Raw genomic sequence first — 17,361 nt, 5'->3', positions numbered from 1 at the left:
AGTTTAATCAAAAAATAATGGAATTAAATGAACCAACGGAAAGAATATTTAATTTAGATGAGAGATTAGTAAGATTTGCAGGTGAATCGATTTTCTTTGTTAGAAAATTAGCAAAAGCTTATGAACTTGAATATTATAAAAATCAATTAATTCGTTCTTCTGGAAGTGCTTCTTTAAATTATGGTGAATCTCAAGGAACAATTACCGATAAAGATTACGTTTTTAAATTATCTTTAGTTGTCAAAGAATTAAAAGAATCAAGAAATTCACTAAGAGTTTTAAATTATATTAAAGAAGGAAATGAAAAAGATAGAAATTGGCTCTTAGCAGAAGTAGAAGAATTAATTGCTATCACATCAAGAATGATGTTGAATAAAATGAAATAGTATTTTAAATCAATAATTTTGAAATTGAACTTGAATTTGCCCTTGTACTTGAAAAATAAAATAAATTTAAAAATATGAACACAATTAATTGGAAAACCGTTAGAGAATTTGAAGATATTACGTATAAAAAATGCAATGGCGTTGCAAGAATCGCTTTCAATCGACCAGATGTTAGAAATGCATTTCGTCCAAAAACAACTTCTGAACTAATTCAAGCATTTTACGATGCTCAAGAAGATACTTCAATAGGAGTAGTTTTGCTTTCTGCTGAAGGACCAAGTTCTAAAGACGGAATCTGGAGTTTTTGTAGTGGTGGCGACCAAAAAGCACGTGGACACCAAGGTTATGTTGGAGAAGACGGTTATCACAGATTGAACATTTTGGAAGTACAACGTATGATTCGTTTTATGCCAAAAGCGGTAATTTGTGTCGTTCCAGGATGGGCTGTTGGTGGCGGACATTCGCTTCATGTGGTTTGTGATTTAACGTTAGCGAGTAAAGAACACGCTATTTTCAAACAAACGGATGCTGATGTTACTAGTTTTGATGGTGGTTACGGTTCGGCTTATTTAGCTAAAATGGTGGGACAAAAGAAAGCGAGAGAAATTTTCTTCTTAGGTAGAAATTACTCGGCTCAAGACGCTTTTGAAATGGGAATGGTAAATGCGGTTATTCCTCACGCTGAGTTAGAAGATACGGCTTATGAGTGGGCTCAAGAAATTTTAGCAAAATCACCAACCTCAATTAAAATGCTAAAATTCGCAATGAATTTAACAGATGATGGAATGGTTGGCCAACAAGTATTTGCTGGTGAAGCCACTCGTTTAGCATACATGACTGATGAAGCTAAAGAAGGAAGAGATGCGTTTTTAGAAAAACGTAAACCGAATTTTGAAAAGAAATATTTGCCTTAATTTGGTGATGCATGAAAGGTAATGGGTGATGGGTGATGGGTTACTGTCATTCCGAGCTTGCTAGGAATCTCCTACGAAGTAGGTTAACCCTTGAGCGAAGCAAAAGCAATTGCCCTTTTATTTGTTTTTAGAACTTGAATATTGTAATTACAACACAATGAAAAACTATTTTTTAGCCTTATTTTTAGTTTGTTCCAGCTTTTTATTTGCCCAAGAGGAAACTAATAAACCAACAAAATTTCAAGTAGGAGTTCACTATGTTGGAAATCTTCGAAATGAAAACATCATCAGTGACGGCTTTAATGGTGTTGTTGGAGTTTCTGGAAATTATGCGGTTTATCAAGACGAAATGATTTCCGTTTTTGGAGGTATAACTATCGATTATTTGAAGACCAGAGAATACTTTTTACAGAACGATATACTAATTTGGAATCCCAATGCTAGTATTGAAGTAGATGTCTTTAAAGGTAAATTAAAACCTTTTTTTGGATTAGGTTATGCTTTTTTCTCTAATAATTTTAAATATGCATCAGGCTTATTTGATCCAATGGATCCAGCTATCACTGTAAGAGAGAAAAAATTAAGTTTTAATGGATTTACAATTAATCTAGGTTTGAAATATCATATTTCTGATTTGCTTTTTGTAGAAGGTAGTTACAAGTATTTTCCTGTAAACTCGGATGATATTGAAGGAACCGCAAACACACATTTTATTTATTTAGGTCTTGGTTTTAAATTTTAAAATATGAACGAATTCACCAATAATACCATAGAAATTAACCAACTTCCTAAATTTGAAGAAGTGCTATTGAAAGGCTTAAATCCTAAATATATTACGGTTTTACTTTTTAATTTTTCACTGCTTTTAGTATTTGTGATTTTAGGTTTTTCGGCTTTGTTTTATTTTAAACAAGATGCATTTTCTAATACCATTTGGACGATAATTTTAGTTGCAATTGTTGTAATTTTAGCAGGAGTTGTAGTATTTGCAAAGTTGAGCTTTCAGAAAAAAGGCTACGCTTTTAGAGAGCATGACGCTATTTATAAATCGGGATTAATTTCTGAAACTACAACGATTATCCCTTTTAATAGAGTGCAACATGTGGCTTTGCATCAAGGATTTATTTCTCGAAAATTAGGGTTAGCTTCTGTCGAATTGTTTACTGCTGGCGGTAGTAGTTCTGATTTAGAAATTCCAGGTTTGCTTTTGGAGGACGCACAAATAATTAAGAATTTGGTTTCCCAAAAAATCAATCCGCTTAAACTAGACGAACCAATTGAAGTAGTGTCAACAGAAACTCCATTAACTGAAGAACATGAATAAATCTGTCGATTTTTCTCAGCCGCAACGACAATCGCTTCCGGGGATTTTGGTCATGTTTGCCAATTCCTTGCAGAAGACGGTTCGTGCTTTGTGGCCTATGTTGTTGATTTGGTTAGTTAAGTTTGATTCGCTTAATAAATTGGTTTTCTTCGGAAGTGTAGCGGGTGTTGTTTTGATAATTGCAATTATTTCGTACTTGCAATATTTGTTTTTTACCTTTCACATAGATGAAGAAAATGGCGAATTTGTAATTCAGAAAGGCGTATTAAATAAAACTAGAATTACGATACAGTTGCATAAAATTCAGCAAGTTAACATCAATCAAAGTTTGATTCAACGTATAGTTGGTGTACATAAATTAGAAATTGACACGGCTGGAAGCGATAAAAAAGAAGCCTCAATTAGTGCTATTTCTCACGAGTTAGCAACAATTTTAAAAGAACGATTAATTAATCATTCCCAACAAGAAACTTCTGATTTTACTGATGAAAATAGGGAAGATATTATTCCAATATCTTTTATAAAAATAGGATTACCAAGCTTAATTAAAATTGGTTTTACATCAAACTACATTAAAAGTTTTGCATTAATTTTTGTCTTTTTTACCACAATTATTGAGAATCTCCAACAGTTAAATACTGAAGTAATTGATGAAGATAAAGTTACTAATTACCTTGACACACTGCCTATTATTTATTCATTTTTATTAGTTGTTGGATTTTTCATCGGACTAATTTTAGTAGTGAATTTAGTTCGAACGATTCTTAAATATTTCGATTTCACCATTCAAAAAAGTAAACAAGCAATTATTTTATCTTACGGATTGCTTTCAACAAAAAACACCTTATTGAATCCGAATAAAGTTCAAAAAATTAAAGTTACGCAAAACTACTTCCAAAAGAAATTAGACGTTACAACTATTGGGATTCATCAAGCATCTAGTGATGTGCAAAAAGTAAAAGAAAAAGACCAAATTGAAGTTCCAGGTTGTACTGAAAACGAACGTGATGCTATTTTAAAATTGTTATTAGGGCAATTGCCACAAAAAGAAAAAATGTATTTACCTAATTGGAGAAAATTAGCCGTAAATTCATTTTTCTTTCTTCTGCTTCCAATAGTCATTACTTTATTTTTAAACCAAATAACAGAATTTGTTACATGGAAAGAATGGATTTTATATACTTCTATATTTACGGTTTTTACAAGTATTTTACTTTGGTATTCTTTTAAAAATTATAGACTTTTCGTATCTAATGAATTTGTCATCAAACAAAATGGCGCATGGGATATCGATACGACATTTATTGAACCCTATAAAATTCAAGCCATCGAAACCCAACAATTTTTTTGGCAAAAAGCAACAAATATTGGTTCGGTTACGCTATCAACAGCGGGAGGAACCGTAAGTTTTACCACAGGAAATTTCACCGAAATTAAGCAATTAGTGAATTATTGGTTGTATCAAGTGGAATCATGGGAAAAGAATTGGATGTGATGGAGTTGGTTTCAAAATATATCATCATTTGTTTTGGGTTGTTTTTAATATACTCCGGGTTTCTTATGTTTTTAAACCCCGAAAAAGTGAGGGTAATAATTGGTAAAGCAGGAAGTACATTTGCAATTAATTATGGTGAATTGATTATTCGTTTAGTATTAGGAATAAGTTTTGTTATTACATCTAAAACGAATTCTCATGAACAATATTTCACCATTTTTGGTTACTTTTTAATCATTTCTGCAGTAATTTTGATGCTTACACCAATGAAAACGCATCATAAATTTTCAACAAAAGCAGCTCAAACATTAAAACCAATATACTTGAGAATTTGTGCACCATTTTCTATAGTTTTTGGTTTATTAATATTTGTTGCAATTATGCAATGATTTCAACAAACTTGAAACCTGAAACTTGAAACAAATAAAATAATGAAACACTGGATACAAGCCGCACGATTACGAACCTTACCACTTTCTGTTTCTGGAATTATCGTGGGAAGCGCTTATGCCCATTACCAAGGATATTCCGATTGGAGAATTGTGGTTTTGGCATTGTTAACTACATTAGGATTACAAGTATTATCAAATTACGCCAACGATTACGGAGATGGTGTGAAAGGAACCGACGCTAACAGAATAGGCGAAAAACGCTTAGTTGCTGCCGGAGTTATCACAGCCGAGCAAATGAAAAAAGCAGTAATTATCACAGCCATTTTGACTTTCATTATTGCTCTGTTATTGATTTATATAGCTTTTGGAAAAGAAAATTTTGCTTTGAGTTTGATATTTATCTTATTAGGAATCGGTTCCATCGGAGCAGCCATTAAATATACCGTAGGAAAAAGCGCTTATGGATATAGCGGTTTTGGAGATGTATTTGTATTTATTTTCTTCGGATTGGTTTCTGTAGTTGGTTCTAACTTTTTGTTTACTCATTTTATCGATTGGAAATTGTTCTTACCCGCAACTGCCATCGGATTATTAAGTGTAGCGGTACTGAATTTGAATAATATGCGCGATATTGAAAACGATAAAATTGCAGGAAAAAATACGTTGGTAGTGAAAATGGGTTTAAAATGGGCAAAAAAATATCATGAAATTATTTTAGTAACAGGTATGTTGTCTTTTATGGTGTTTTTAATGCTGATTAAATCTTCACTACTTCCTGTTTTATTAGTTAATATCCCAATAATTATGAATATGAACAAAGTGAATAAATCGGAAAAATATCAAGATTTCGACCCAGAACTAAAGAAAGTGGCTTTAAGTACATTTGCATTAAGTATATTATTTTGGTTAACTTTAGTGTTTTTAAACTAATCATTTTTTAATAAAAAATAAACTATGAAAATTACATTTTACGGACACGCTTGTATCGGAATTGAAGTAAATGAAGTTCACATTTTAGTTGACCCCTTCATTTCAGGAAATCCAAAGGCTTCTCATATTGATATGAATAAGTTAAAAGCCGATTATATATTATTAACTCACGCGCATCAAGACCATATTTTAGATGTGGAAGCAATTGCAAAACGTACCGAAGCTGTTATTGTTTCTAATTACGAAATTGCCTCATATTACGGAAACAAAGGTTTTAATTACCATCCCATGAATCACGGCGGAAGTTGGGATTTTGAATTCGGAACCGTGAAATATGTAATCGCACATCACACGTCTTCTTTTCCTGATGGAAGCTACGGTGGTCAACCAGGTGGGTTTGTTATTGAAGGTGAACACAAAAACATTTATATTGCAGGTGACACGGCTTTAACGATGGATATGAAGTTAATTCCAACGCGAACCAAATTAGATTTAGCCATTTTACCAATTGGCGATAACTTCACTATGGACATTGAAGATGCTATTATTGCTTCTGATTTTGTAGAGTGTGATAAAGTGCTAGGCTATCATTTCGATACGTTTGGTTATATCGAAATCAATCATGAAGAAGCGAAACGCAAATTTTTCGATAAAGGAAAAGATTTGATGTTATTAGAAATTGGAGCAAGTATTGAATTGTAAATTTGGTACAAAAATTGGAATCTGGATTAAACACATAGAGACTTAGATTTTACTCTTCAAATTGGTGAAAATTTGTGCAATTTGTGTTTAAATTAATAAATCAAAATGAATAAAATAGTTCACTTCGTATCTGCCTTATTATTTTCGATATCAACTTTTTCTCAGAAAGATGGTTTTTGGGATAAAGAACGCGCAACCACAAAAGAAATTACACTTTCAGCTGGAAAACGCGCTTTAATCAAAACAGAGGATTTGCCTGTTGGAACCACAGAATTTGTATACAGAATTACCGTTTTAGACGAAAATCAAAAGTTAACTTCGAGTTTGGTTTCGGTATTGAAAGCTATTCCTGATCCAAGTGGAATTAGTCAGGGAACTGCCGGGGCGATTCATTTAACATCGGCTATTTCAGGTGATGACAAATGTACGTTTGCTTTGTTCCAAGAAGCAAATGCAGCTAATTTGTTTTTAAAAGAAGGTAAAACCGATAGAGCGTGCTGGGAACAAAAAGAAAAGGTTAACAAAGATGCCAAGTTGATTTCGTCTTCTTCGTTATGTTTGACCAATTTACCTAATTTATGGTTCGGATTTGAAAGTCAAAATTGGGTCATGAATCAAAAAATTGTTTTAGAAGTGGTGCCTTGGGTCGATTATAAAGCAAGCAGAGGTTGGGATAAAATCACTAAAAATGAAATTTTAAACTTGGCTAAAAAGCTTCCAGTTGTTTCAAAATTGACCAAAAAAGACGCGTTTTATGCTGCTTTTATTGAAAATATCAGTAAAAAGTACACGTATAGAGAATATGCCCAACTTTTAGCAGTAGAGAAAAACAGTGCAATTGAAAAACTTACTGAAGAAAGTTTAAAAGGAACGGGAGAAGTAAAAGCCTATTATGATATCATCCGAGAGAAATCAAACGCTGCTTTTCAAAAAGGAAATTATGAAGAAGCCATTTCCATTATTTCCACTGAAATGTTTGCCAAAAATAGAGCGACTTATCTCGATTATCGAATTTTAGGCGATTATTATTTGTATTCCAAACAGTTCACAAAAGCCGAAGAAACCTATAACAAAGGTTTAAAATTAAATCCATCCGAAATCCATTTTCAGTTGAGTTTGGCCCACGTTTATTTGTTTATTGATAGAATTTCAGAAGCCAAAGATATTCACAAAAAATATGCTCACGAAAGCTTATCCAATGGGAAAACCTGGATAGCACAAACAAAATCCGATTTCAAGGAATTCGAAAAACACAGATTACCAACCGATAACTTCAAGAAAATCTTGAGAATTTTAGAATAAAATATCAATTACAAGTTCATGTACAAAAATCAACTTCAAACTTTGAAATTTGTTCTTGAATTTGCTCTTGCACTTGAATATGAAAGCAACTTGCAAAAAATACATTCTCAATTTCAAACGTCCAAGTGGCACTTCTCGCGGCATAATGACGGTGAAAGAAACTTGGTTTTTAATCTTAGAAGAAGATGGGAAAATCGGAATAGGTGAATGTGGTATTTTACGAACCCTTTCCATTGATGATCGACCCGATTATGAAGAAAAATTGCAATGGGTTTGTCAGAACATTCATTTGGGTAAAGATAAATTATGGGACGAATTGATGGAGTTTCCTTCGATTCAATTTGGAGTAGAAATGGCGTTTTTGTCGTTGCAATCTAAAACACCTTTTGATTTATTTCCTTCGGAATTTACTTCAGGAAAAAAGAATATGTTAATCAACGGTTTGGTTTGGATGGGAGAGGAGCACTTCATGAAAACCCAAATCGAAGATAAATTAGCACAAGGATTTTCGTGTATCAAACTGAAAATTGGAGCGATTGATTTCGAAAAAGAATTAGGATTATTGCGATTTATTCGTCAAAATTTTGATGCTAAAACCATTGAAATTCGAGTAGATGCGAACGGTGCTTTTGATTCAAAAGAAGCTTTAAGTAAATTAAATCAATTAGCTGAATTTGAATTACATAGTATTGAACAACCAGTCAAAGCTAATCAGTTCCAAGAAATGAAATTACTTTGTCAACAAACACCTTTTCCAATCGCGTTAGACGAAGAGCTAATTGGTGTTTTTGGTGTTGAGAATAAACGAAAATTACTAGAAGAAATTCAGCCCCAATATATTATTTTAAAACCAAGTTTAGTTGGTGGTTTCAAAGGAACTTTAGAATGGATTTCGATTGCAGAAAGTTTAAATATCGGTTGGTGGATTACTTCCGCATTAGAAAGCAACATCGGATTAAACGCAATTACCCAATTTACATTCACCTTACATAATCCCATGCCGCAAGGTTTAGGAACTGGTGGTTTGTATACGAATAACTTCGATTGTCCATTAGAAATTGATAACGGACATATTCAGTTTAATATCGATAAACAATGGGATATTTCTAATTTAGGAATTTCACTTTAAATACAATAATTTTGCACTATTAATTTGGTGTAAGTGATAGTTTTAAAGTTTTTAAAATCAACTTTTTACTTTTCACTTTTCACTTTTTACTTGAAAATATGTTTCGTTTAAAATTACCAACTGACCCAAGATGGGCCAACATAGCCGAAGAAAATTTAGAAGAAATTCTAACCGATCACGCTTGGTGTGAATTGAAAGCCTCTTCTAATGCTATTATGTTAATCAATATGTTGCCTGAGTTTACTGAAATTACTACCGAGTTGACTAAAATCGCGAAAGAAGAAATGGATCATTTTGAGCAAGTGCATGAAATCATCAAAACGCGTGGTTGGGTCTTAGGTCGCGAGCGAAAAGATAGTTATGTAAACGATTTATTCAAGTTCATGAAGCCTGGAAATCGCAAGCATTTAATTGTGGAACGCATGTTATTTGCCGCCATGATTGAAGCCAGAAGTTGCGAGCGATTCAAAGTGTTATCAGATAATATCAAAGACGAAGAATTGGCTGTTTTCTACAGAGAATTAATGATTTCAGAAGCCAATCATTATACTTCTTTCTTGCAATTTGCTAACGAATTAGCGGAAGAAGGTTACGACGTTAAAAAACGTTGGGAAGAATGGTTAGAGTACGAAGCAAAAGTGATTGCAAGCTACGGAAAATCGGAAACGATTCATGGGTAAAAGTTTGCAGTCTCAGTCTCAGTGTTCAGATATTCTGCGACTGTCAACTGAGACTGTCAACTATTCTTCGCTTCAATCCATTTACTCATATATTTCGTGCTCTGTAGACTTTGATGTTGCAAGATTTGTCCGAAGAAGTTTTGGTTTCTGTGTGTTTTCAAATTTTCTTGAAGATTTGCTACTTGATTCATGAAATCACTTTCAAATAATTCTTTTTTGAAACGATTTTCAATGATTTCATAACCGTTTTTTTGAGCGGTTTCCCAAAGCGATTTATCGTTATACAATTCTACTGCTTTCTCAATAAAATCATTTTCATCGGTAGAAATAAATCCGTTCCAATCTAAATTTCCATTCATTCCTTCGGCGCCCATTTTGGTCGTTACAGACGGTAATCCCAATTGCATGGCTTCAAATAATTTTCCTTTCAAGCCTGCTCCGTAGGGAATTGGGGCTAACAACACTTTTGCTTTTGAATAAACATCAACAACACTTTCAGCTCTCCCTTTGATTAAGAACCCTTCTTTTTCGTTATGCAATTGTTTGGCTTTTTCCGAAACATAAGCGCCGTACACGTGAAGTTCAGCTTCGGGAAGTTGTTTTTTGATGGATTTCCACTGTTTTTTTAATTGCAAAACGGTTTGCCAATTGGGTTCGTGCAAAAAGTTGCCGATGCTTACAAAATGGTTTCGTTTTTCAAAATTTGGAACATTCGGATTAATTTCTTCCGATAAAAAAGGCAAATAATGCAAAAGTGAAGCATCAATTTTAAACGTTTCAGTAGCCAACTGCATTTCGTATTCGGAAATCAACAACGTCAAATCACAGCGATAAATAGAAGCCATTTCACGTTTGAAAGTATCGGAAATGTAATCTTCAAATATTAATTCACGATTTTTTTTGAACGCCACTTCTCTGGCTTTTCTTAGGAAATGTAAATCTTCGGTATCTAAAATTCGTAAAGCATTTGGGCAGTTTTCCATTACACGCCAGCCATATTGTTCTTCGATCATAAAACGGTCAAAGAGTACTACATCTGGATATAATTCTTTTATGAGGGTATCGAACGAACTGTCATTTAATTGAATTGCTTGCGTTTTAACTGAAATGGTACTTAAATCAAAAGAGAAATCCGATGGCATAGCCGAACACAAAAACGTTATGTCATAGTCTTGCTTTTGAAACAAGGCAATGAGTTGCAACATTCTGCTTCCTGCTGCTGTTGAATTGGGTTCTGGCCATACGGCTCCAATGATTACTAAATGCTTCATGAGGCAAATATAGGTATTAAGTAAAAAGTAAAAAGTAAAAAGTAAAAAGTAAATTTGCACTAATCACTAATCACTAATCACTAATCACTTAAAAATGAGTTTTTTCAAATTTTGCCCAAGTTGCGCCTCAACGCATTTTATGTTTCCTGATAATCGTCGGTTTTTATGTGAGGATTGTGGGTTTACTTATTATCACAATATTGCTGCGGCTGTAGCGCTTGTTTTTACCTTTGAAGACAAAGTGTTGTTTACAGTAAGGAATGTGGACCCAGATAAAGGAAAATGGGATTTACCAGGCGGATTTATCGATCCGAATGAAACTGCAGAAGAAGCAGCTTGTAGAGAAATTAGAGAAGAATTGGGAATTGAAATTTCAAACAACGATTTAAAATACATTACAACTTCACCAAATAATTATTTGTACAAAAATGTTCCCTATCGAACGATGGATATATTTTATGAATGTAAATTAACTTCTGATATTATCAATGTAGCTGCTGAAGATGAAATTCAGGATTTAATTTGGTTAAAACGCTCAGAAATTGAATTGGATAAAATTGGTTTTGTTTCAATTAGAAAAGTAATAGGAGAAAAGTATTTAAAATAAAAAAGCCCTGCATTTGCAGAGCTTTAGTGACGTCGACAGGATTCAAACCTGTAACCTTCTGAGCCGTAATCAGATGCGCTATTCAGTTGCGCCACGACGCCGATTTTGTGAGTGCAAATATAGATATAATTGTGTAAATTGCAAACCCTAACAAGAAAAAATGTAAATAAAAATGAACTTACAAGACTATATTCGTGATATTCAAGATTTTCCGAAACCTGGAATAGGCTTTAAAGATATAACTCCGTTGTTGCTTTCACCTGAAGCGACTGCTATTTGCTTAGAAACATTAGTCAATTCGTTGCAAAATCAAAAAATTGATAAGGTAATAGGAGTGGAGAGTCGTGGTTTTTTCTTTGGAATTTTATTGGCGCAAAAGTTAAACGCGGGTTTTATTCCAGTGCGTAAACCTAAAAAATTACCTTTTGATACCATTAGCGCATCTTATGAATTGGAATATGGAACTGATACATTAGAAATGCATGTAGATGCTATTCAACCTGGTGATAAAATATTAATTCACGATGATGTTTTGGCCACAGGAGGCACGGCAAAAGCGGTTTGTGAATTAGTAGAGCAATTAGGTGGCGAAATTGTGCAAATGAATTTCTTAATGGAATTATCGTTTCTAAACGGAAGAGAAAAGTTAAGAGATAAGGAAATTTTTGCGGCCTTAACGTATTAAAATAAAAAACCATCCGCTACAACGGATGGTTTTTTTATACAAACTAAACCAATTAATTGCTGTATTAGAAAGCGTATTTGTTTTCGCTAATAATTTTTGCAGCAATTTTTTCACGAAGACCAATTACATTTGGCATGTTCGTATATTTTGTAAAACGTTTTAATCCCATTAACATCATACGTTGTTCATCGCCTTCTGCAAAAGAAACGATTCCTTCTTTTCCTTTTTGGTTCACGATATCCACGGCATGATATAAGTATAATTTTGCCATTGCAATTTGCTCTTGCGCTTTGTCTTCACCTACTTTTTTGGCTAATTTCTCCGTTCTAAGAATAGTACTTTCAGCCATGTAGATTTCGATTAAGATATCAGAAGCAGCCATTAATAATTGTTGGTGTGATTCTAGCTCTGGTCCATATTTCTGAACCGCAGCACCCGCAACCATTAAGAATACTTTTTTCAATTTAGCAATCATTTCTTTTTCTTCAGCAAACAATTCAGAATAATCTGGAATGTCAAATGATGGAATTCCCATTAATTCTTCAGCCACAGCCATTGCTGGACCTAATAAATCAACGTGACCTTTCATTGCTTTTTTCACTAACATGCCCACCGATAACATTCTGTTGATTTCATTAGTTCCTTCGTAAATTCTTGCGATACGAGCGTCTCTCCAAGCACTTTCCATTGGTGCATCTTCAGAGAATCCCATTCCACCAAAAATTTGAATTCCTTCGTCAGTACAAGCTTGCACATCTTCAGAAACTGCTACTTTTAAAATAGAACATTCGATAGCGAATTCTTCAACACCTTTTAATTCAGCTTCTTGGTGTGAATTTCCTTCACTAACTCTAATGTTGATTCTATTTTCAATATCTGCAGCCGCTCTGTAAGTTGCACTTTCACCTGCATAAGCATTTGTTGCCATTTCAGCAATTTTAGCTTGAATTGCTCCAAAACTTGAAATTGGCGTTTTAAACTGAACTCTTTCATTAGCATAGTTTACTGCTCCAGTAATTGTTCTTCTTTGTGCTTCTAAACAAGCAGCAGCTAATTTAATACGACCAACATTCAAAGCATTCATTGCAATTTTGAATCCTTCACCACGACCAGCTAACATATTTTCTACAGGAACTTTAGTTTCATTAAAGAAAACCTGACGAGTAGAAGAAGAGCGAATACCTAATTTGTGTTCTTCATCTCCTAAAGAAATTCCGTTTGATGGATCATTTTCAACGATGAAACCTGTGATGTTTTTATCATCTTCGATACGAGCAAACACAATAAATAAATTACAGAATCCAGCATTAGAAATCCACATTTTTCCTCCAGTGATTTTATAATGTGTTCCATCCTCTGAAAGAACGGCTTTTGTTTTTCCTGAATTTGCATCTGATCCAGCCCCTGGTTCTGTTAAACAGTAAGCACCAAACCATTCGCCAGAAGCTAATTTTGGTACATATTTTTGTTTTTGTTCTTCCGTTCCGTATAAGGTAATTGGCATGGTTCCAATTCCAGTATGCGCTCCAAAAGCTGTTGAAAACGAACCCGTTGCTCCCGAAATATAATCACAAACTAAAACTGTATTTACGAATCCCATTTCCATACCACCGTAAGCTGCAGGAACGGCAACGCTTAAATAACCAAGTTCACCCGCTTTACGCATTACTTCTTCGGTAAGGGCGTAATCTTTCTTTTCGAAACGCTCTTTGTTTGGCCATAATTCTTTATCTACGAATTCGATAACCGAATCACGCATCATGATTTGCTCTTCATTGAAATCTTCTGGTGTGAAGATATCTTCGCATTTTGTTTCTTTTACAAGGAATTGTCCTCCTCTGATGATATCTGACATAACTTATATTTTTTAGAGAAAAGAAATTAAAGAATAGAAAAGAGACTTTTCAGGATTCAATATTTTCATTTTCAGTTTATCAATATTCTATTTTCTTTGTTCTATTATCTTATTTCAAAAATTCAAAAATTCCGGCAGCTCCTTGACCAGTTCCCACACACATTGAAACGATTCCGTATTTGCTGTTTCTCAAGCGCATTTCGTCAAACAATTGAACTGATAGTTTAGCACCAGTACAACCTAGAGGGTGACCTAAAGCGATAGCTCCACCATTAACGTTTACGATTTCTGGATTTAAACCTAATTCTCTCACAACAGCTAAAGATTGTGCTGCGAAAGCTTCGTTTAACTCAATTAAATCAATTTGCTCTTGTTTTAGTCCCGCTTGTTTTAATGCTTTTGGAATTGCTGTAACTGGTCCAATTCCCATGATTCTTGGTTCTACTCCTGAAGCTGCGTAGCTAACCATTCTTGCAATTGGTTCTAAGTTTAATTCTTTCACCATTTCTTCGCTCATGATTAAAACGAAAGCTGCTCCATCACTCATTTGAGAAGAGTTTCCAGCTGTAACTGAACCATCAGCAGCGAATACAGGTCGTAATCCTGATAAAGCTTCTACAGAAGTTCCAGCTCTTGGACCTTCGTCTTTATTTACAACGTAAGATTTTGTTTCTTTTTTACCATTTTCGTTGATGAACGTTTGTTCCACTGTGATAGGAGCAATTTGTTTATCGAATTTACCTTCTGCTTGCGCTTTTAAAGCTTTCATATGTGAATGATACGCAAACTCATCTTGATCAGCACGAGATACATTGAATTGTTTTGCAACTGCTTCTGCAGTTAATCCCATTCCCCAATAATAATCTTCGTGACCTGCAGCGGCAACTTTGTAATCTGGTGTTGGTTTGTAACCTCCCATTGGAATATAACTCATACTTTCGGCACCACCTGCAATGATACAATCTGCCATTCCTGATTGAATTTTTGCTGTTGCCATAGCAATAGTTTCAACTCCAGAAGCACAATATCTGTTCACGGTAACTCCAGGAACATCGGTGATTTTTAATCCCATTAATGAAATTAAACGCCCAACGTTCAAACCTTGTTCAGCTTCTGGCATGGCGTTTCCTACCATTACATCATCAATGCGTGCTTTGTCGAAATCAGGCAAATCCTTCATCATGTGTTCGATGGTTTCTGCTGCTAATTCGTCAGGTCTTTTGAATCGGAATAAGCCTTTTGGAGCTTTTCCAACTGCTGTTCTATATCCTTTTACTATATATGCTGTTCTCATTTCTTAGTTTCTTAACGGTTTCCCTTTGGTTAACATGTACTGAATTCTTTCTAAAGATTTTCTTTCTCCAGTTAATGATAAAAATGCTTCTCTTTCTAAATCCAATAAATATTGTTCAGAAACTAAAGTTGCTTCTGATAAATCACCACCAGCCATTACATAAGCCAGTTTGTTTGCAATTTTCTTATCGTGTTCAGAAATGTATTTTCCTGCTTCCATCTGGTCAGTTCCTACTAAGAACATACCTAAAGCTTGTTTACCTAATACTTTGATGTCTTTTCTTCTTACTGGTTGGGTGTAACCTTGTTCTGCCATTTGTAACGCTACTTGTTTAGCAGTTGCAATTTGACGGTCTTTATTTACAACCACCATATCTCTTCCTTTTTGTAAAACGCCAGTATCAAATGCCTCATAAGCAGAAGTAGCTACTTTTGCCATTCCAACCGTTAAGAAATATTCTTGTAAAACGTTTAATTCAACATCGTTTTTGCGGAATAAATCTGAAGCTCTTAACGCCATTTCTTTAGAACCACCACCTCCAGGAATTACCCCAACACCAAATTCTACTAATCCGATGTAAGTTTCAGCAGCAGCAACAGCTCTGTCGGCGTGCATGGTTAATTCGCAACCACCACCTAATGTCATTCCGTGAGGTGCAGCGATAACTGGAATTGCAGAATAACGACAACGCATCATCGTGTCTTGGAACATTTTGATCGCCATGTTTAATTCGTCATATTCTTGCTCGACAGCCATCATGAAAATCATTCCTAAGTTTGCTCCAACAGAGAAATTAGCACCTTGGTTTCCAATTACTAAACCATTGTATTCTTTCTCAGCTATATCTATTGCTTTGTTGATTCCTTGTAAAACACCAGCACCAATAGAATTCATTTTTGAAGTAAATTCTAAGTTGATGATTCCATCACCTAAATCGGTAATAACAGCGTCGCTGTTGTTCCATATTTTTTTGCTTTCGCGAATGTTATTTAAGATAATGAAGGCATCTTGACCTGGAATTTTTTCTACTTTTTTATTCGTGATAGAGTAGAAGTGCGTTGCTCCATCTTTAATCGAATAAAAAGAAGTATTTCCAGAAGCTAACATATCGGTTACCCATGAAGCAGGTTGATAACCTTCCGCTTTCATTAATTCGATTCCTTTTTCAACTCCGATAGCATCCCAAATTTCGAATGGACCGTTTTCCCAACCGAAACCAGCTTTCATAGCATCGTCGATTTTGTAGAACGCGTCTGTGATTTCAGGAATTCTGTTTGAACAATATTGGAACATTGAAGCGAAGTTTTTTCTATAAAATTCTCCAGCTTTGTCTTTTCCAGTAACTAAAACTTTGAATCTATCGATTGGTTTTTCAATCGTTTTGGTTAATTCTAAAGTTGCGAAAGATGCTTTTTTATTTGGTCTGTAAGTTAAAGTATCTAAATCTAAAGTTAGAATGTCTTTTCCTTCTTTTTTGTAGAAACCTTGTCCGGTTTTACTTCCTAACCATTTGTTTTCCATCATTTTGTTAACAAATTCAGGAAGTTTGAATAATTCATGCGCTTCGTCTTTTGGACAGTTATCATAAATTCCGTTAGCCACATGAACTAAAGTATCTAAACCAACTACATCAACCGTTCTAAAAGTAGCTGATTTTGGACGACCAATAACTGGTCCCGTTAATTTATCAACTTCTTCAACTGTTAATCCCATTTCTTTTACCTGATGGAATAAACTTTGAATACCGAAGATTCCGATTCTATTTCCGATAAAAGCTGGAGTATCTTTGGCAACCACTGAAGTTTTTCCTAAGAATTTTTCACCATAGCCATTTAAGAAATCTAAAACTTCATTTGAGGTTTTTGGACCTGGAATGATTTCAAATAATTTTAAGTAACGAGCTGGGTTAAAGAAGTGCGTTCCACAGAAGTGTTGTTGGAAATCATCGCTTCTTCCTTCGCTCATGAACTGAATTGGAATACCAGACGTATTTGAAGTTACTAAAGTTCCTGGTTTTCTATATTTATCAACTTGTTCGAAAACAATTTTTTTGATGTCTAATCGTTCCACTACAACTTCAATAATCCAATCGGCAGTTGCGATTTTTGACATATCATCAGTAGTGTTACCAGTAGAAATTCTTGAGGCAAAACTTGGATGATAAATAGGAGAAGGCTTCGATTTTAAAGCGTTAGCTAAATGATCATTCACTAATCGGTTTCTAACGGCTTTACTTTCTAGAGTTAGTCCTTTTTTCTGTTCGGCTTCGGTTAGTTCGTTTGGCGCGATGTCTAATAATAAGACTTCAACCCCAATATTTGCAAAATGGCAAGCGATTCCACTTCCCATAATTCCGGAACCAATAACAGCAACTTTTTTAATAGTACGTTTCATG

General features: G+C 34.3%; 17 protein-coding genes and 1 tRNA gene. 13 read left to right on the top strand and 5 right to left on the bottom strand.

From position 1 onward, the window contains the following. Positions 1-17: 17 nt before the first annotated feature. The 11 genes from LOS86_RS08405 (at position 18) to LOS86_RS08355 (ending at position 9,254) form a co-directional block, all read left to right on the top strand. Positions 18-386 carry a four helix bundle protein gene (locus LOS86_RS08405; protein WP_231841661.1) on the top strand — a complete coding sequence of 123 codons (369 nt, stop codon included), beginning with the start codon at positions 18-20 and terminating at the stop codon, positions 384-386. Positions 387-460: 74 nt separating this feature from the next. Beyond that, positions 461-1,300, top strand: coding sequence for a 1,4-dihydroxy-2-naphthoyl-CoA synthase (locus LOS86_RS08400; protein WP_231841660.1), 840 nt, complete (start codon positions 461-463; stop codon positions 1,298-1,300). Between the two features lie 157 nt (positions 1,301-1,457). Next, positions 1,458-2,042 (top strand): outer membrane beta-barrel protein, encoded by a 585-nt coding sequence (locus LOS86_RS08395; RefSeq protein ID WP_231841659.1) that lies wholly within the window; start codon positions 1,458-1,460, stop codon positions 2,040-2,042. Positions 2,043-2,045: 3 nt separating this feature from the next. After that, a complete protein-coding gene (locus tag LOS86_RS08390; protein ID WP_231841658.1) occupies positions 2,046-2,624 on the top strand; it encodes a PH domain-containing protein in 579 nt (192 codons plus the stop codon). After that, on the top strand, positions 2,617-4,119 hold the full coding sequence (locus LOS86_RS08385) for a PH domain-containing protein (RefSeq protein ID WP_231841657.1): 1,503 nt from the start codon (positions 2,617-2,619) through the stop codon (positions 4,117-4,119). The genes LOS86_RS08390 and LOS86_RS08385 overlap by 8 nt, the downstream gene beginning before the upstream one ends. Continuing rightward, on the top strand, positions 4,098-4,508 hold the full coding sequence (locus LOS86_RS08380; RefSeq protein ID WP_231841656.1) for a hypothetical protein: 411 nt from the start codon (positions 4,098-4,100) through the stop codon (positions 4,506-4,508). Before LOS86_RS08385 ends, LOS86_RS08380 begins: the two co-directional genes overlap by 22 nt. Positions 4,509-4,550: 42 nt before the next feature. Next, on the top strand, positions 4,551-5,441 hold the full coding sequence (menA, locus tag LOS86_RS08375; RefSeq protein WP_231841655.1) for a 1,4-dihydroxy-2-naphthoate octaprenyltransferase: 891 nt from the start codon (positions 4,551-4,553) through the stop codon (positions 5,439-5,441). A gap of 24 nt (positions 5,442-5,465) precedes the next feature. After that, positions 5,466-6,143 carry a metal-dependent hydrolase gene (locus LOS86_RS08370; RefSeq protein WP_231841654.1) on the top strand — a complete coding sequence of 226 codons (678 nt, stop codon included), beginning with the start codon at positions 5,466-5,468 and terminating at the stop codon, positions 6,141-6,143. Positions 6,144-6,248: 105 nt separating this feature from the next. Further along, positions 6,249-7,445 carry a tetratricopeptide repeat protein gene (locus LOS86_RS08365; protein WP_231841653.1) on the top strand — a complete coding sequence of 399 codons (1,197 nt, stop codon included), beginning with the start codon at positions 6,249-6,251 and terminating at the stop codon, positions 7,443-7,445. Between the two features lie 79 nt (positions 7,446-7,524). Then, a complete protein-coding gene (locus tag LOS86_RS08360; RefSeq protein ID WP_231841652.1) occupies positions 7,525-8,574 on the top strand; it encodes an o-succinylbenzoate synthase in 1,050 nt (349 codons plus the stop codon). Positions 8,575-8,672: 98 nt separating this feature from the next. Continuing rightward, complete coding sequence (locus LOS86_RS08355) at positions 8,673-9,254, top strand: MiaE family protein (RefSeq protein WP_231841651.1); 582 nt, start codon at positions 8,673-8,675, stop codon at positions 9,252-9,254. A gap of 56 nt (positions 9,255-9,310) precedes the next feature. Here LOS86_RS08355 and LOS86_RS08350 read toward each other — a convergent pair whose 3' ends face one another. Beyond that, complete coding sequence (locus LOS86_RS08350; protein WP_231841650.1) at positions 9,311-10,525, bottom strand: glycosyltransferase family 4 protein; 1,215 nt, start codon at positions 10,523-10,525, stop codon at positions 9,311-9,313. 94 nt (positions 10,526-10,619) lie between these two features. Here LOS86_RS08350 and LOS86_RS08345 point away from each other — a divergent pair, with 94 nt between their 5' ends. Beyond that, positions 10,620-11,132 (top strand): NUDIX hydrolase, encoded by a 513-nt coding sequence (locus LOS86_RS08345; protein ID WP_231841649.1) that lies wholly within the window; start codon positions 10,620-10,622, stop codon positions 11,130-11,132. Positions 11,133-11,159: 27 nt separating this feature from the next. Here the strand turns inward: LOS86_RS08345 and LOS86_RS08340 are convergent. Then, positions 11,160-11,233: transfer RNA gene (locus tag LOS86_RS08340), tRNA-Arg, on the bottom strand. Positions 11,234-11,304: 71 nt separating this feature from the next. Between LOS86_RS08340 and LOS86_RS08335 the strand changes: the two genes are divergently transcribed. Beyond that, on the top strand, positions 11,305-11,817 hold the full coding sequence (locus LOS86_RS08335) for an adenine phosphoribosyltransferase (RefSeq protein WP_231841648.1): 513 nt from the start codon (positions 11,305-11,307) through the stop codon (positions 11,815-11,817). Between the two features lie 64 nt (positions 11,818-11,881). On the opposite strand, the gene LOS86_RS08330 is transcribed toward LOS86_RS08335, so the two are convergent. From LOS86_RS08330 to LOS86_RS08320, 3 genes are all read right to left on the bottom strand, one after another. Further along, the gene (locus LOS86_RS08330) at positions 11,882-13,672 is read right to left on the bottom strand and encodes an acyl-CoA dehydrogenase FadE (protein ID WP_231841647.1); all 1,791 of its coding nucleotides are present in this window, start codon (positions 13,670-13,672) and stop codon (positions 11,882-11,884) included. A 109-nt stretch (positions 13,673-13,781) separates the two neighbouring features. Then, positions 13,782-14,966: an acetyl-CoA C-acyltransferase gene (locus LOS86_RS08325; RefSeq protein ID WP_231841646.1), complete on the bottom strand. Its 1,185-nt coding sequence runs from the start codon at positions 14,964-14,966 to the stop codon at positions 13,782-13,784. A 3-nt stretch (positions 14,967-14,969) separates the two neighbouring features. Continuing rightward, the gene (locus LOS86_RS08320; protein WP_231841645.1) at positions 14,970-17,360 is read right to left on the bottom strand and encodes a 3-hydroxyacyl-CoA dehydrogenase/enoyl-CoA hydratase family protein; all 2,391 of its coding nucleotides are present in this window, start codon (positions 17,358-17,360) and stop codon (positions 14,970-14,972) included. Between the last annotated feature and the right edge of the window lies 1 nt (position 17,361).

The sequence above is a fragment of the Flavobacterium cyclinae genome (genome assembly GCF_021172145.1).
In the GTDB taxonomy this organism is placed as follows: domain Bacteria; phylum Bacteroidota; class Bacteroidia; order Flavobacteriales; family Flavobacteriaceae; genus Flavobacterium; species Flavobacterium cyclinae.
The sequence above is the reverse complement of the archived record's forward strand: the minus strand, read 5'-3'. Positions and strand labels throughout refer to the sequence as shown.

Bases quoted from the DNA above. Each gene is read 5' to 3' on its own strand.
- LOS86_RS08405 (WP_231841661.1), top strand. From the start codon at position 18: ATGGAATTAAATGAACCAACGGAAAGAATATTTAATTTAGATGAGAGA.
- LOS86_RS08400 (WP_231841660.1), top strand. From the start codon at position 461: ATGAACACAATTAATTGGAAAACCGTTAGAGAATTTGAAGATATTACG.
- LOS86_RS08395 (WP_231841659.1), top strand. From the start codon at position 1,458: ATGAAAAACTATTTTTTAGCCTTATTTTTAGTTTGTTCCAGCTTTTTA.
- LOS86_RS08390 (WP_231841658.1), top strand. From the start codon at position 2,046: ATGAACGAATTCACCAATAATACCATAGAAATTAACCAACTTCCTAAA.
- LOS86_RS08385 (WP_231841657.1), top strand. From the start codon at position 2,617: ATGAATAAATCTGTCGATTTTTCTCAGCCGCAACGACAATCGCTTCCG.
- LOS86_RS08380 (WP_231841656.1), top strand. From the start codon at position 4,098: ATGGGAAAAGAATTGGATGTGATGGAGTTGGTTTCAAAATATATCATC.
- menA (WP_231841655.1), top strand. From the start codon at position 4,551: ATGAAACACTGGATACAAGCCGCACGATTACGAACCTTACCACTTTCT.
- LOS86_RS08370 (WP_231841654.1), top strand. From the start codon at position 5,466: ATGAAAATTACATTTTACGGACACGCTTGTATCGGAATTGAAGTAAAT.
- LOS86_RS08365 (WP_231841653.1), top strand. From the start codon at position 6,249: ATGAATAAAATAGTTCACTTCGTATCTGCCTTATTATTTTCGATATCA.
- LOS86_RS08360 (WP_231841652.1), top strand. From the start codon at position 7,525: ATGAAAGCAACTTGCAAAAAATACATTCTCAATTTCAAACGTCCAAGT.
- LOS86_RS08355 (WP_231841651.1), top strand. From the start codon at position 8,673: ATGTTTCGTTTAAAATTACCAACTGACCCAAGATGGGCCAACATAGCC.
- LOS86_RS08350 (WP_231841650.1), bottom strand. From the start codon at position 10,525: ATGAAGCATTTAGTAATCATTGGAGCCGTATGGCCAGAACCCAATTCA.
- LOS86_RS08345 (WP_231841649.1), top strand. From the start codon at position 10,620: ATGAGTTTTTTCAAATTTTGCCCAAGTTGCGCCTCAACGCATTTTATG.
- LOS86_RS08335 (WP_231841648.1), top strand. From the start codon at position 11,305: ATGAACTTACAAGACTATATTCGTGATATTCAAGATTTTCCGAAACCT.
- LOS86_RS08330 (WP_231841647.1), bottom strand. From the start codon at position 13,672: ATGTCAGATATCATCAGAGGAGGACAATTCCTTGTAAAAGAAACAAAA.
- LOS86_RS08325 (WP_231841646.1), bottom strand. From the start codon at position 14,966: ATGAGAACAGCATATATAGTAAAAGGATATAGAACAGCAGTTGGAAAA.
- LOS86_RS08320 (WP_231841645.1), bottom strand. From the start codon at position 17,360: ATGAAACGTACTATTAAAAAAGTTGCTGTTATTGGTTCCGGAATTATG.